The sequence below is a fragment of the Pedobacter arcticus A12 genome (genome assembly GCF_000302595.1).
GTDB lineage: Bacteria > Bacteroidota > Bacteroidia > Sphingobacteriales > Sphingobacteriaceae > Pseudopedobacter > Pseudopedobacter arcticus.
The window spans coordinates 983,633-997,899 of record NZ_JH947125.1; the positions used below are offsets into that span (position 1 = coordinate 983,633).

The window sequence follows — 14,267 nt, forward strand, 5'->3', positions numbered from 1 at the left end:
ACAACGAAATGCCCAGCTGGCGGAACTGGTAGACGCGTCGGTCTCAAACACCGATAGGAAACTGTGCCGGTTCGATTCCGGCGCTGGGTACTAAAAAGCCTCTTTAATTAATTTTAAAGAGGTTTTTTTGGTTTTGAAAATGAAATTAGAGGACGATGTTTATGAACCAATGCTCAGCTTGCTTTTAGTTAGGTATTCACCGCTTTTGGTTTTTACTGTTGAACATAAAGTTCCTTCGTATGGGCATTTGCCTAAGAATGCACACGGCAAATATTTGATTTTAAGAACTTCGACTTTAATATCTGGAGTAAAATATGCTATAGATGCATTGCACTTTAAAAACTGTTTGATTTGTCCAATATAGTCGAAAATCATTGAGTTGGTTAGTAGCCTTCGTTTTTTATAGTCAATTGCTAAATCAATAGTACCCAGAATATAAGTGGGAAGCGCTTCAATAGGTTTCCACTCGCGTCCATGCACTGCGATGATATCCGCTTCTACTGCAATAAACTCTGTTTCGACTCCTAGTAGGTTTGCGAAACTCATAAGTTAAATAATTGTGTATGCACTTGTACTATCATACCTTCAGAAAATTTTATAACATTCAATTCGCTGTCTCATTTAGTAACTTTCAATACTAAATTCCATCATTTTTATAGCATTTTAAGACATGCTTTTTGTTCTTTAATAGGTTTTTATTCTTGGCCAAAAATCAACGAGTAAATATGAGAAGATTTTCCAGTAATAACTTTTAGTGGGATTAAGTCATTTTTCAGACTTAAAATTACTTAATATGATAAATATACTTATCACAATTGCAAGTATATGAAAATAAATGATAAATAATGAAATGTATAGATAAGTATTTTGATAAGTACTTTAATCAATAATGATAAGACCTTTGTACGATGAAAATCGAGGTAGGAGATTTTGTTAGAAATGCCGTCTACAGGCAGAATGCTAAAACAATTACTCAGTTAGGTAAAGAAATAGGGGTTTCGAGAATCACGGTAAACTCTTTGCTGAAAAAAGACGAGATGGAGCTGAAATATATTTTAGCTTTCGAAAAATCTTTGGGCTTACCATTACTTTCAGAACTCAAAAAAAGCCGGAAATCATTAGTAAATATAGTAGCCGAACCAGTTGCGGTATATGAAACCTGTAAGGAAGTTAGAGACAAGTATGAGTTGTTATTGCGAGAACATGAAGATTTGAAAGATAGGTATATAGAGCTAATGGAGAATTACATTAAAAAGAAATAAAAAAGCATTTCTAAATTATTTCTATTTTTAAGAATATAGTGAGAAACGGGATAAGAAATTGTTCCGTTCCTATTTTAAACAGATTGGCCATAGCTACAGGTTAAGCTGTTCACATAATATTACAAAAACCAACTAAATCCTCATTACAATAATTCTAAATTTGCCTTCTCCTAAATTAGCAAATGGCAAAAAGCAGAAACCCCATCCCAATTGAAAATATATCGCTTAAAGATCGCCTTTCGGCATTAAAAAATTTACCCAATTTCTTTAAACTGGTTTGGCAAAGTAGTCCAAGCAAAACCCTCATCAGTTTTACATTAAGAATTTTGCGTTCGGCGATGCCTGTAGCGCTGTTGTACGTTGGTAAATTAATTATCGATCAGGTGGTGGCGTTAAACACCAATGCGCCATCGGGTAATTTGCAGGAACTTTGGGAATTGGTGGCGCTGGAGTTTGCTTTAGCTTTGCTTACTGATGGATTAAATAGGATGATCAACCTAACAGACAGTTTGTTGGGTGATTTATTTGCTAATCATACTTCCATGCGGATTATGAAGCATGCTGCAACGCTTGATTTAGATCAGTTTGAAGATTCTGTTTTTTACGATAAATTAGAGCGGGCTCGTCAGCAGACTGTTGGCCGTACGGTTCTGCTTTCGCAGGTGATGAGCCAAGTACAGGATTTTATTTCCATGGCTTTTCTGCTCACCGCATTAATTGCCTTTAATCCCTGGTTAATTTTACTTTTACTGTTGGCTATTATTCCTTCTTTTTTAGGCGAATCTTACTTCAATAGTAAGAACTATGCGCTTTCGCGAAGTCAGACGCCGGAACGTAGAGAATTGGATTATCTTCGGTATTTGGGCGCTAGTGATGAGACCGCAAAGGAAGTTAAGATATTCGGGCTGTCAGATTTTATAATCGCCAGATTTAAAACACTTTCTGATAAATTTTATAGCGATAACAGCAAACTTGCTACCCGACGTTCACTTTGGGGCACTTTCTTTTCTGTTTTGGGTACAATGGGCTATTATGCCGCTTACGGATTTATCATATATGAAACCGTAATTGGCAAATCAACGGTCGGTAGTTTGACGTTTTTGGCAGGCTCATTTAGGCAACTAAGTAGCTTAATGGAAACCATGCTTTCCCGCTTCACCAATGTTTCGCAGGGTGCTATTTACCTTAACGATTTTATCGATTTTTTTGAGATTAAACCAAAAATCACTCAAAAGCAGCATGCTTTGCCATTTCCAAATCCAATACAAACAGGATTCGTATTTGAGAATGTAGGCTTCCAGTATCATAATACAGATGCATGGGCAAACAGAAATTTAAGCTTTGAACTTAAACCGGGAGAAAAACTGGCCTTAGTGGGTGAGAATGGTGCAGGGAAAACAACATTGGTGAAACTTTTAGCTAGGTTATACGACCCAACCGAAGGGCGTATTTTGTTGGACGGTAAAGATTTAAAAGAATATGATTTGGATGATTTAAGGCATAACCTTGGTATTATTTTTCAGGATTATATCCGTTATCAAATGACTTTTTACCAAAACATAGCCGTAGGGAATATCAAAGAGATGGAAAATGAAGAACTGGTTAAAAGAGCTGCACAAGAAAGTTTGGCAGATCAATTGGCCTTAAAATTCCCTAGTGCTTACCAACAATGGCTTGGTAGAAAATTCAACGACGGTGTTGAGCTTTCGGGTGGAGAGTGGCAAAAAGTAGCTTTAGCAAGAGCATATATGAAAGATGCGCAGGTTTTAATATTGGATGAACCGACTGCAGCATTGGATGCTAGGGCAGAGTACGAGGTTTTTCAGCGTTTTGCTGAGCTCACCAAAGGAAAGTCTGCAGTGTTGATTTCGCATCGTTTTTCTACTGCCCGCTTGGCCGACCGTATTTTGGTGCTAGAACATGGAACGCTACTGGAATCAGGTACGCACCAGCAACTTTTACAGGCTGATGGTAGATATGCCGAGCTTTTCAACTTACAGGCAATGGGTTATCAGTAGTAAACATTATGATAATTATCTACGTTCGGAAATCTATTACAAACTGTTTGTAAACAAATACGGCGGATAAGTACTGAAACAGACTATCCACCATACTAAACGTTTCAACCGCTCTCGCTAAAATCCAAATGGTGTCTCACTTGACATAACTATAGCACCACTGTAACGATTTAACTTTGTTGATAAATTAAAAAGTAAATATCAACACAACCAAATTAGCGTAGCTTAAGCAAAATCCATCCACAAACTATTTGAGTTGTAATCCTCAATCACATTTACTGTGTTCTCAAAATGGAAAGCAGACATTAAGCCGGCAACTTCTTGCTGTACCATTACGATACAGTTATTTACTAAATCTTTGCGGAAACCGTTTTGTTCAAGTTCTATTACGTAACCAACACAAACAATTCGAGCAATAATTTTTCCTAAATCCACCAGTTTACGCTGAGATAAGCTGCCATTAATAGAAAAACTCAGGTCTTTTTTGAAATGTGTTGAGCTTTCAGCAGTAAGCCCGAAATCCTTAAGGAAGTCAAAAAATGAAGTCTGCTTTTGTTTTTTCATCATCCGCAAAACCATATCGGCAATTTGAGCGTAAAGCATCTCATTAGAGCCTTCAAATATTTGAAAAGGGCGACTATCCATAATTCCACGACCACCTATGTGCGTAGTTTTATAACCACTAGCGCCTGATAATTGCACTAGTAATTGCGCAGATTCTTGCATCAAATCGGTAACAACCGCTTTCATGGTATTTGCTTGTATCCCTTCGGTAGCTAAATCATAAGCAATACCACTAATTTTACTGCTTTTAGCACACATAGCAGAAGCAATAGTGAAGGCTGTCTGTATGCGGGCAAGTTGAAATTGCACTCCGTCTAATGCAAGTAGGTTACTGGTGCCAACAATTCTGTTTGTACACTGTTTAATAGCCTCGTCTAACATCCTTTTAATAAAGCCCATGCCCATTCCTGGGAATTGTAGGCGGCTTCTGTGGAGGATGTCCAGCATCATTTTAATTCCAGTACTTTCCGGTTGTAGCCTGTAGTTTTTTGGGACTTCAATATCAACAGTATTTAAACCATAGGGGATAAGGTAAAGACCAGGATTATCAAACAGTTCTTCAACAACAATTTTTTGTTTGTCTTTAGAAATATCGCAGATAAAAAAGTCAATATCTCTCGCTAATTCTCCATTTGCCAGTTCTTTTCGCGAAGCAATTAGCCAATAATCTGCCATGCCAGTTAGTCCTTGCCAATGTTTTTGCCCTTTAATCTGGTAGCCGTTTTCAGTCTCGCGGTTAGCCGTTTTCATGTTGAGCGCATCACTGCCGTAATTGGGCTCGGTAATCATTAAACCTCCCATGTTTGCCTCTTTCAAAAAGCGATCGAAGATTTCTTTTTTTACCGCTTCATCTGCATATTTAGAAACAGGTTCTAAAAAGAGCGCAATATTAATCCCGAAGGTTAGGGAAAGTGAAAGCGACTCGTAAGATGCTGCAGATAAAATTCCTAAACATTCTTTAACAATACTTCCTCGTCCGCCAAAATCAGATGGGATAGCCACCGACAGCGGATTCTTTGCCATTATTCCACTTAAAATATCGGCTGGTAAGCCACGCACCAAGCTTAACTTATTAATGTCAGCATGGTCATGGAACAAGTGCGCTAAAGTTTTTTCGAAGTCTTTTAAAAATTCTGGAAAAGGTTTTTGTGACAAGGTCATAAATTTGCGTTATATTTTTTGGTATGCCGTTTTTAACAGCATGTTATATTATTTTAAAATATTGAATTTGCAGATACTATCCTTCTTTATTCTTAATCTGATGTGTTCCCCACCTACGCTACGTTTAAACTGCTAATCTAAAAAAAACCATGTAGGATAAATAAAAGATTTTAACGCTATTTCTGCAAGCTATTGAATTCTTTAGTATTAATTTTGGTTTCACACCGATATCATCTGGCGCTATCGACGTAAAATATGTAAATTTATTGACCGAATTCTATTTTCCAACCAGAATCTAAAATAATGCAAGCATCAAGGAAATCTAAAACCTTAAATTAGTGAAGCTCGCGGCCTTTAACCAGTAAGGTTTTACACTGTGATAAAAGCATTAAAAGTTAGTTTTCCTTTCTGGCCAATAAAAAAATAAATCTAATGATGTAAGATGTTTTGCATCAACGCTCCTTTTGTTTAACATAAGACTAAGCACTTTGTGTTTGTTTTTTTTGTAAAAACCGAAAAAATCACAGTACTGTGGCATTGGTTTTGTCTTCGGGAAATTAATTCCAGATACAAAATAATGCTAACCATATTGTTTAAAACAAATACCGTTTATATAAGTAGAAACGAATATGCCTGAGACAAAAAAACTTCGTATTGCGATTATTGGTGGCGGACCAAGTGCATTGTTTATATACAAGCGATTGGTAGAAAGCGAAAAGAAAAATTTTGATATTCATGTTTTCGAAAGAAAGAATAGGCTAGGAGCCGGAATGCCCTACAGCGAAGATGGGGCTTGTGCCGAACACATAACCAACGTGTCGGATAATGAGATCCCCACGATTGTTAATACGATAGAAGATTGGGTAAAAAGTGAACCTGCCATTGCTTTAAATTTTAAGGTTACTCCAGCTAATTTTAACGAGTTTAAAGTGCTTCCAAGGTTGCTGTTTGGCGATTACCTGAGCGCACAGTTTCAGTTGTTGTTGGAGAGAGCAAAACAACAGCTGATTGATACCACGCTACATTTATCTGTTAAAGTGAAGGATTTAATCCATGAAAAAGAGCGTAATAAAGTTTGGGTTATTACCGAGAACAGAAAGTTGGAGTTTGACCTAGTGGTGATTTCTATCGGGCATTCTTGGCCAATAAAACTGGAAGGGAAAGTTCCTGGAATCTACGATTCGCCTTACCCACCGTGTAAACTCAATCTGAAACTTAATCATGTTGTGGCTATTAAAGGTTCGTCGTTAACTGCGATTGATGCGATAAGAACTTTGTCCAGAAATAATGGATATTTTGAGAAAAAGGCGAACGGAAAATACACTTACAAACTCGACGTAGGGAGTGAGCAGTTTAAATTAACCATGCATTCCAGAAGCGGACTTTTACCTGCCGTGAGGTTCCATTTGGAAGATTCGCATTTAAGAAACGATGCATTGTTGACCAAACAGGAAATAGATGAGCACAGGAAAAAAAACGATGGTTTTGTATCATTGGATTTTATTTTCGAGCAAGATTTCAAAAATCTCTTTATAGAAAAACAACCTGAATTTTATCAGGCTATAAAAGACCTGTCCATGGAAGAATTTGTGGATTATGTAATGGATTTGAGAGAAAAAGTGGATGCTTTTACTTTGCTTAAAGCGGAGTTTGTAGAAGCAGAAAAATCGATAGAAAGCAAAGAATCTATTTATTGGAAAGAACTTTTGGGTGTTCTCAGTTTTGCGATGAACCAACCTGCCAAGCATTTTTCGGCAGAAGATATGTTGCGTTTGAAAAAGACTTTGATGCCTTTAATTTCTTTGGTGATTGCCTATGTTCCGCAAAGTTCTTGCGAAGATTTAATGGCCTTACATGATGCTGGAGTTTTGAATATTGTTTCCGTGGGCGATGATAGTGAAGTTATTCCGCAAGAGGATGGAGGTGTAATTTACCAATACAAAGATGAGAACGGTAAAACACTAGATGTTAAATATGAAACATTTATTGATTGTGTTGGTCAGGTTGCACTTTCTTATGAAGATTTTCCGTTTAAAAGCTTTTCAGAAAATAAAACAGTTAGTCAGGCAACGATAGAATTCCAATCACCTGCTGAGGGTTTAAAGTATTTTGATAAAAATCCTGATAAAGTAATCCGTATCAATAATGATTATTATTTAAAGGTTTCTGGAATCAAAATCAATGATAACTTTCAAATTATAGACGAAGAAGGAAAGAGCAATAATGAAGTTTACATGATGGCCGTTCCATATATCAGTGGTTATAATCCGGATTATTCGGGACTTGATTTTTGCGAATCAGCTAGTCAGAAAATTGTTGACTGTATTTTGAAGAGGATAGCGCAATAGCCGTTTAAAGAGGAGAACATGCGAGATAATATTAAAGGCAACGAATCAAACTACAGCTCGGAGTAAATTGGAGTTTAGAGATTTTTGTTTAATTTCCTTTTTTAATTTGTTAAGATGACCAAGTATTTAAGTAGGATTTTTCTGTTTTTAACAGCAGCAGTATTTACATTGTCGTTCATAAACGCTGATTGGCAATCCAAGTTGCTAAAACTAAATAAGGATGGTACTTTAATTTATTTTCCGGATGAAAATGGAAATATAATCCCAGATTTTAGTAGCGTTGGCTATCAACAGGGAGACCAACCCTTACCAAATGTTAAAGTTGTTAAAACAGTTGAAGCTTTACCTAACGCCGATAGTGGAGAACTTATACAGCAAGCGATAAATGAGGTGTCTGGTTTAAAGGCAGATGAAAACGGACATAGAGGAGCCATCCTGTTAAAAAAGGGAACTTATAAAATTGCAGGTGTTATTAAAATCAAAAAAAGCGGTGTTGTTTTGCGTGGAGAAACAGGAACGCTTTTAATTGCGACAGGGACTACAAAAAGAAATTTAATAGAGATTTCTGGTGAAGGGAATGCCAAAGAAGTGAAAGGGAGTAGAGTTAAAATGGAGGAGAGCTACGTACCTGTTGGTGCTAAATCTTTTAAAGTGGAATCGGTAAAAGGATACCAGATTGGCGATGAAATTATTGTTTATAGACCCGCAAGCCAGCAATGGATTGAAGATCTAAAAATGGATAAAATTGTTGAAGGTGTGGATACAAAGCAATGGGACCCTAAATATTATACTTTCCCCTTTGAGCGAAGAATCACAAAAATTAATGGAAATACAATTTCTATAGATAACCCTATTGTAATGGCTATGGAAACCAAGTATGGCGGTGGCGAAGTTTACAAATACAAATTTGAAGGTAGGATAAGTGAGGTTGGCATCGAAAACTTAAAGATAGAATCTGAATATGTAAGCCCTACAGACGAACAGCATGGATGGATAGCCGTACGATTTGATAAAGCGGAAAACTGTTGGGTCAAAAACATTGAAACAAAATACTTTGGCTATGCGGCTGTAAGTCTTGAAGACGGAACGAAAAAAATAACAGTTTTAGATTCTAAATGTTTAGATGCAAAGTCTCAAATTACAGGCGGAAGACGGTACTCGTTCAATAATAATGGACAGCAGAATTTATTCATGAATTTAGAAGCAACGGAAGGAAGACATGATTATGTGACCGGAGCAAAAACCTTGGGACCGAATGTGTTCTATAACTGCAAAGCTTCAAATGCGCATTCAGATATTGGTCCGCACCACCGTTGGAGTATGGGTACACTTTATGATAACATCACAACCGACGGAGAAATTAATGTGAGAGACAGGGGCAATTTTGGTACTGGACATGGATGGGCAGGAGTGAACCAGGTTTTATGGAATTGCAAAGCCAGATCCATTATTCTTCAGAATCCTTACGTAAGCGGTAAAAACTATGCTATCGGTGGTAATGCAAGAAAAAAAATTGACACCAGATTTGGTAACCGACCAGATGGCGTATGGGAAGGTTTAAGTAAAGAAGAGCTTAATCCACCGTCTTTATATTTGGCACAGCTTAGAGCCAAAAATTTAGGAAGAAAATAGTGGTGGATTTAATTTGAAGGTGGAAACAGTGATACGAAAAGCTGCTTAAAGTTTTTTATCAAGCCGTTTTTAACATTTTTAAGCCGAAAGGTAGTTCTAATGCCAGTGGTGGGCAAAAAAAGAAGACTGTGGAAATTTGTTTTTGTTGATGTGCTAGTATTAGCTATAAACTAACATTAACTTTGCTAGCGTTTGAGGAACTACAATGATATTTGCCTAAAGTTATGGGTAGGTGTTTTTACTTTCTTTGATCTAAAATATGTACAGTATTATTGCGATAAAAAACTAATAGTTCGCTATCAGTATAAAATTGTTTATTTTATCACTTATATTGTGTGCTTAAAAATACACACACGAGATTTTAATGGATTCTAGTTTAAATAAAGACAAACCTGTAGTAAGGCTAAGGGCTTTTAGGGCAATAGACGACCCTGAAACCTGTAATCTTTTTATTGAGGGCCATACACAGGTACTAACAAATATTGGGGTAACAAAAGTTACATCTTCAAGAAACGAATGGATGTATAACCCAGCTGCTTTTGTGCTTATTGTCGAATCTTTAGACAGAAAAAAAGTATATGGTGGGGTAAGGATTCATGTTGCGGGTGGTAGTCAACCTCTTCCGATTGAAGAGGCAACAGGTTCTTTAGATCCGGCTATTTATGGTCTTGTATACAATTATGCGCAGCAGGGAACAGGTGAGTTTTGTGGTCTTTGGAATTCCAGAGAAATTGCTGGGTATGGTGTGGGCAGTATTTTCTTATCAAGAGCATGCGTTGCTATTTCTACCCAAATAGGTTTAAAGTCGATTTTCGCTCTTTGTGCTCCATATACAGTAAAAATGGGTTTAAACTCTGGATATGAAATAGAAACCAGCATAGGGAATAATGGGACGTTTTATTACCCGAAATTGGATTTAATTGCTACTACGATGCTCCTAAAAGACCCTAATACGTTGGTGAAAGCGGTTGATGAGGAGCGAGATGCTATATTTAGACTAAGAGAATATTTAAATATTGTTCGCGTTGAGGAGTTAAGAAGGAAACAAATTGAAATTCATTACGAAATTGAAATTGAAGGGCTTGAAAATTGGGATATGGAAGCTACTATTGCTAATACTTATCTTAGTGAAAAAAACGTTCGCAATTCAAGTATAGAAGAGAATGATTTAAATATACTCTAATCAAAAAAAATATGTCCGAAAAACATTACAATATCAACTATTTAGAAAATACTGGATTATTTTTGAAAAATCTTAAACAACATTCATATCATCCATTTGAAAAAAAAAGAGGGCCTATTCTGGATTTGGGATGCGGAACAGGGTTAGATGTGATTAAGATGTCTGAACTTTTTCATTCATCTAAGATTATTGGGATAGACCATGACCCAGTCATGCTTGAGAAAGGTATAGCTGAGAGCAAAGGCAATCAGAATATTGAATTTATTCAATCAGAATCTGATAATATACCATACAATGATGGTTTTTTTGCAGGAATTAGGGCAGAAAGACTAATGCAGCACCTCAAAAATCCTGAAAAAACGATTAGAGAAGTTTATAGGGCGCTTATGCCAGAACATCCTTTTGCTATTATTGAAACAGATTGGGCAGGGCTAGTGATTTATAATGAAAATAACGGCATCTCTAATAAAATAAATAAATTTCTTACTGAAGAAAAAATAAATAATGGATATGCATCTAGAAAGTTAAGATTCTATCTTAAAGGAGCGGACTTTAAAGATATTAATATTGAAGTTTTTCCTTTTGTATTGAAAAGTTTAAAAGAAGCGAATGAATATTTATGGTTAGAAATCATCATAAATGAGGCTTCAGAAAAAGGATATCTAACGAAATTGGAAAAAGACTTATTTATTGAATCTTTAAGAGATGCAGATTCTGAAAATTATTTCGCATGTAGCATTAATATGGTCATAGTTACTAGTGTAAAATAGAGATGATATTTAAACGGATATTGGTCTTATTGTTTTTCATAACCTTTTTTGTTTCAGCAAAATCCGAAATAATTATTTATCCACAAACAACAAGAGTTTTAATCGGAAAAAACTTAAAGATATCAAATTCTAAAGAAGAAGATCCTCTTAGAGTAATTTTTAATAAAGAAACATCGAGTCAGGATGTTCCCAATTTGGGTCTTGTTAGAGAAAATGTATGGATTAAGTTCACTGTTTTTAATAAGAGTGATGAGTCTAAACTTTTATTGGAGCTTGCTTATCCTTTATTGGATGTTGTAACCTTATATGAAATAACCGAAAAATTTATCATTAGAAATTCTTTAAGTGAGAGAAATAATTTTGGAGAAAGAAAATATAACTACCCCACTTACATCTTTGATTTAAATATTCCTAAAGGAACAGAAAAGACATATTACCTCCAAATTAAAAGCTCTGAGCAAATTATTATTCCAATATATATAAATAAGCCCGATAGCTTATGGTCTCATTTAAGTTCAGAAAGTGCGCTAAATGGAATTTACTTAGGGATTGTGCTTATCATGTTCCTATATAATCTATTCGTTTATTTTTCTGTAAAGGATAGGAGCTATCTCTACTATGTTATTTATCTCATCTTTGTTGGTTTAACACAACTATCTATCAAAGGTTATACTTTTCAATACTTATGGCCTAATCAGCCAGCATTTACCTCTATAAGCTCTATCGTTTTTGCATCTTTAAGTGGCATAGGTGCTATTCTTGTAACTAAGAGCTTTCTTCAAACAAAAATTAATACACCTAAATTTGATGTTTTTTTAAAGTTACAGATTTTGGTTTTTGTTATTTCTCTTATTAGCTGTCTAATTGACACTCGTACAGGATTTCAAATCATGCAGGTAGGTACCAGTATTACAACTCTTTCAATCCTTGTGATTTCTTGCATGTTGATGATTCAAGGATATACACCTGCAATTTTCTTTTTCTCCGCATGGTCAATATTAGTTGCTGGAGCTGTAGTTTTTTTGTTGAAAGACTATAATTTAGTGCAGTATAACATTTTTACAAGTTATTCGATGCAGGCCGCATCTGCGATAGAGATGGCTTTACTATCGTTCGGTTTAGCAGATAGAATCAACATCCTTAAAAAAGAAAAAGAAGCCTCTCAGGCAGAAGCGCTTGCATCAGCACAAGAAAACGAACGCATCATCAAAGAGCAAAACGTTATCCTCGAGCAAAAAGTAACAGAGCGGACACACGAGTTAATTGAAACAAATGAAGAATTGAGCGACACGCTGGAGAATCTTAAACAAACCCAAACCCAACTAGTGGCCGCGGAAAAAATGGCGTCTTTGGGGCAGTTAACAGCAGGGATTGCACATGAGATTAATAACCCTATCAATTTTGTAACCTCTAATGTTTCTCCACTCACCAGAGACGTTAATTTATTGCTAGAAGCTATAGACAATATTGAAAGCATTGGTTTGTCCGAGAAGTCTAAATCTGATAAGCAACAGGAGATTGAAGATTACAAAGAAGATTTGGATTTTGATTATTTGAAGATAGAGATCAATCACCTGCTTAAAGGTATACATGACGGAGCCTCCAGAACGGCAGAAATTGTTAAAGGTCTAAGAGTTTTTTCTCGCTTAGATGAAGATGATTTAAAAAAGGCGGATATCAATGAGGGCTTAGATTCTACTTTAATTATCATGAATAACGCATTGAGTAGCGGTAAAATCAAGGTTATTAAAGAATATGGCAACATTCCTACTGCCGAGTGTTATCCGGGAAAACTTAATCAGGTATTTCTAAATATAATTTCCAACGCTATCCATGCCGTTACTAAAGTGCATGGTGAAAGTGGGGAAGGTGAGCTTAAAATCTCTACAGAAAGTAGAGAAGAAAATATCTACGTTACCATTAAAGACAATGGTTCGGGAATGGATGACGTAACTAAAGGTAAAATATTTGATCCGTTTTTTACTACTAAAGATGTTGGAGAAGGTACAGGATTGGGGATGTCTATTGCCTATAACACCATTAAAAACCATCATGGTGAAATTTTGATCAACAGCGAAATTGGGAAAGGCACCGAAATGATCATTCAAATTCCAATAATCTATAAAATAATTTTAGTATAAAATAAATTGTTGCACATTTATTGTAACATTTTTTAAAATAGCCCATTCGGCATGTCAGAAAAGATCAAGATATTATATTTAGATGATGAACTCAATAACTTAATTGGGTTTAAAGCCTCTTTAAGGTTGGATTATATCATTTATACCGCACAAAATTCTACCGAAGCCTTAGCCTACCTTGATAAAAACCCCGATATAAGGGTTATCTTTTGCGATCAACGGATGCCCGAAAAAACTGGAGTAGAATTTTTTGAAGAAGTGAGAAGTATTCACCCGCATCCGATAAGAATTCTTTTAACAGCTTACGCCGATATAGAATCTGTTATAGATGCCATCAACAGAGGTAACGTTTTTAGGTATGTAAAAAAACCTTGGTTAGACACAGATATTATTTCTGCCATAGAAGAGTCCAATAAGTTCTATTTGGCAAATTCTATGTTGAGCATGAAAAACGAAGAACTACGAAAGGCTTATTTAGAGCTGGATAAATTTGCCTACAGCGTGAGCCATGATATTAGAGGACCCCTTGTAGGAATTTCGGGAGGAGTTGACCTTGCACTGCAAAGCAATAACATTGATGAAATAAAGGAGATTTTATTGTTGATGGAAAAGTCTGTGACCAAATTAGATACCTTTATTTTAAGTATGCATGATTATTACAGTTTGGAAAGGGGCGAATTAAAGATAACAGCAATTGATTTTAATGAAGTTGTAAAAGAAACCGAGGCCATATTTGCCATTTATGCCAAAACAGCGCAGATAGATTTTAAAATTAATGTTAGGCAAAATGAACCGTTCTGGAGTGATGTAATATCTATTAATCTAATTATTAATAACCTGCTAACAAATGCTTTTAAATATCAAAGAAAGGGTGCAGATAACAAAAAAGTAACCTTAGATATTGAAGTGTTTAGAGGGTCTGTTACCATAGCTGTTGGTGATAACGGGACCGGAATAGAGGGAAAATACATAGATGAGATTTTTAACCTATTCTTTAGGGCCAGTATTCAGGAGTCGGGTTCTGGCTTAGGATTGTTTAACGTTAAGAGTTCGGTGTTAAAATTGAATGGTACAATAGATGTAAATTCTGTTTTAGATGAAGGAACTACATTTACAGTTGTTATACCCCATAAATAAACCATATGAAACCGACATGATTAAAATAATCGTTAAGCACACAGGGCAATG

Annotated in this window: 10 protein-coding genes and 1 tRNA gene; 9 read left to right on the forward strand and 2 right to left on the reverse strand. The window is 35.7% G+C overall.

Going from position 1 to position 14,267, the window contains the following annotated elements; all coding sequences use genetic code 11:
* The first annotated feature begins 10 nt into the window (after window positions 1–10).
* Window positions 11–90: transfer RNA gene (locus tag B176_RS0105600), tRNA-Leu, on the forward strand.
* A 69-nt stretch (window positions 91–159) separates the two neighbouring features.
* On the opposite strand, the gene B176_RS0105605 is transcribed toward B176_RS0105600, so the two are convergent.
* Entirely contained in the window at window positions 160–546 is a 387-nt protein-coding gene (locus B176_RS0105605) for a hypothetical protein (RefSeq protein WP_017257806.1), read from the reverse strand.
* A 362-nt stretch (window positions 547–908) separates the two neighbouring features.
* Here B176_RS0105605 and B176_RS0105610 point away from each other — a divergent pair, with 362 nt between their 5' ends.
* Window positions 909–1,262 carry a hypothetical protein gene (locus B176_RS0105610; protein WP_017257807.1) on the forward strand — a complete coding sequence of 118 codons (354 nt, stop codon included), beginning with the start codon at window positions 909–911 and terminating at the stop codon, window positions 1,260–1,262.
* Window positions 1,263–1,444: 182 nt separating this feature from the next.
* Entirely contained in the window at window positions 1,445–3,280 is a 1,836-nt protein-coding gene (locus B176_RS0105615; protein ID WP_017257808.1) for an ABC transporter ATP-binding protein, read from the forward strand.
* Window positions 3,281–3,505: 225 nt separating this feature from the next.
* On the opposite strand, the gene B176_RS0105620 is transcribed toward B176_RS0105615, so the two are convergent.
* Entirely contained in the window at window positions 3,506–5,005 is a 1,500-nt protein-coding gene (locus tag B176_RS0105620; RefSeq protein ID WP_017257809.1) for an acyl-CoA dehydrogenase family protein, read from the reverse strand.
* A gap of 629 nt (window positions 5,006–5,634) precedes the next feature.
* Between B176_RS0105620 and B176_RS0105630 the strand changes: the two genes are divergently transcribed.
* The 6 genes from B176_RS0105630 (at window position 5,635) to B176_RS0105655 (ending at window position 14,216) form a co-directional block, all read left to right on the forward strand.
* A complete protein-coding gene (locus B176_RS0105630) occupies window positions 5,635–7,353 on the forward strand; it encodes an FAD/NAD(P)-binding protein (protein ID WP_017257811.1) in 1,719 nt (572 codons plus the stop codon).
* A 114-nt stretch (window positions 7,354–7,467) separates the two neighbouring features.
* The gene (locus B176_RS0105635) at window positions 7,468–8,985 is read left to right on the forward strand and encodes a hypothetical protein (RefSeq protein ID WP_017257812.1); all 1,518 of its coding nucleotides are present in this window, start codon (window positions 7,468–7,470) and stop codon (window positions 8,983–8,985) included.
* Window positions 8,986–9,349: 364 nt separating this feature from the next.
* Window positions 9,350–10,168 (forward strand): hypothetical protein, encoded by an 819-nt coding sequence (locus B176_RS0105640; protein WP_017257813.1) that lies wholly within the window; start codon window positions 9,350–9,352, stop codon window positions 10,166–10,168.
* 11 nt (window positions 10,169–10,179) lie between these two features.
* Window positions 10,180–10,938 (forward strand): methyltransferase domain-containing protein, encoded by a 759-nt coding sequence (locus B176_RS0105645; protein ID WP_017257814.1) that lies wholly within the window; start codon window positions 10,180–10,182, stop codon window positions 10,936–10,938.
* 2 nt (window positions 10,939–10,940) lie between these two features.
* Complete coding sequence (locus tag B176_RS0105650) at window positions 10,941–13,079, forward strand: sensor histidine kinase (RefSeq protein WP_040539839.1); 2,139 nt, start codon at window positions 10,941–10,943, stop codon at window positions 13,077–13,079.
* A gap of 51 nt (window positions 13,080–13,130) precedes the next feature.
* Entirely contained in the window at window positions 13,131–14,216 is a 1,086-nt protein-coding gene (locus B176_RS0105655) for a hybrid sensor histidine kinase/response regulator (protein ID WP_017257816.1), read from the forward strand.
* Window positions 14,217–14,267 lie beyond the last annotated feature (51 nt).

Bases quoted from the DNA above. Each gene is read 5' to 3' on its own strand.
- B176_RS0105615 (WP_017257808.1), top strand. From the start codon at position 1,445: ATGGCAAAAAGCAGAAACCCCATCCCAATTGAAAATATATCGCTTAAA.
- B176_RS0105655 (WP_017257816.1), top strand. From the start codon at position 13,131: ATGTCAGAAAAGATCAAGATATTATATTTAGATGATGAACTCAATAAC.
- B176_RS0105630 (WP_017257811.1), top strand. From the start codon at position 5,635: ATGCCTGAGACAAAAAAACTTCGTATTGCGATTATTGGTGGCGGACCA.
- B176_RS0105605 (WP_017257806.1), bottom strand. From the start codon at position 546: ATGAGTTTCGCAAACCTACTAGGAGTCGAAACAGAGTTTATTGCAGTA.
- B176_RS0105645 (WP_017257814.1), top strand. From the start codon at position 10,180: ATGTCCGAAAAACATTACAATATCAACTATTTAGAAAATACTGGATTA.
- B176_RS0105640 (WP_017257813.1), top strand. From the start codon at position 9,350: ATGGATTCTAGTTTAAATAAAGACAAACCTGTAGTAAGGCTAAGGGCT.
- B176_RS0105620 (WP_017257809.1), bottom strand. From the start codon at position 5,005: ATGACCTTGTCACAAAAACCTTTTCCAGAATTTTTAAAAGACTTCGAA.
- B176_RS0105610 (WP_017257807.1), top strand. From the start codon at position 909: ATGAAAATCGAGGTAGGAGATTTTGTTAGAAATGCCGTCTACAGGCAG.
- B176_RS0105650 (WP_040539839.1), top strand. From the start codon at position 10,941: ATGATATTTAAACGGATATTGGTCTTATTGTTTTTCATAACCTTTTTT.
- B176_RS0105635 (WP_017257812.1), top strand. From the start codon at position 7,468: ATGACCAAGTATTTAAGTAGGATTTTTCTGTTTTTAACAGCAGCAGTA.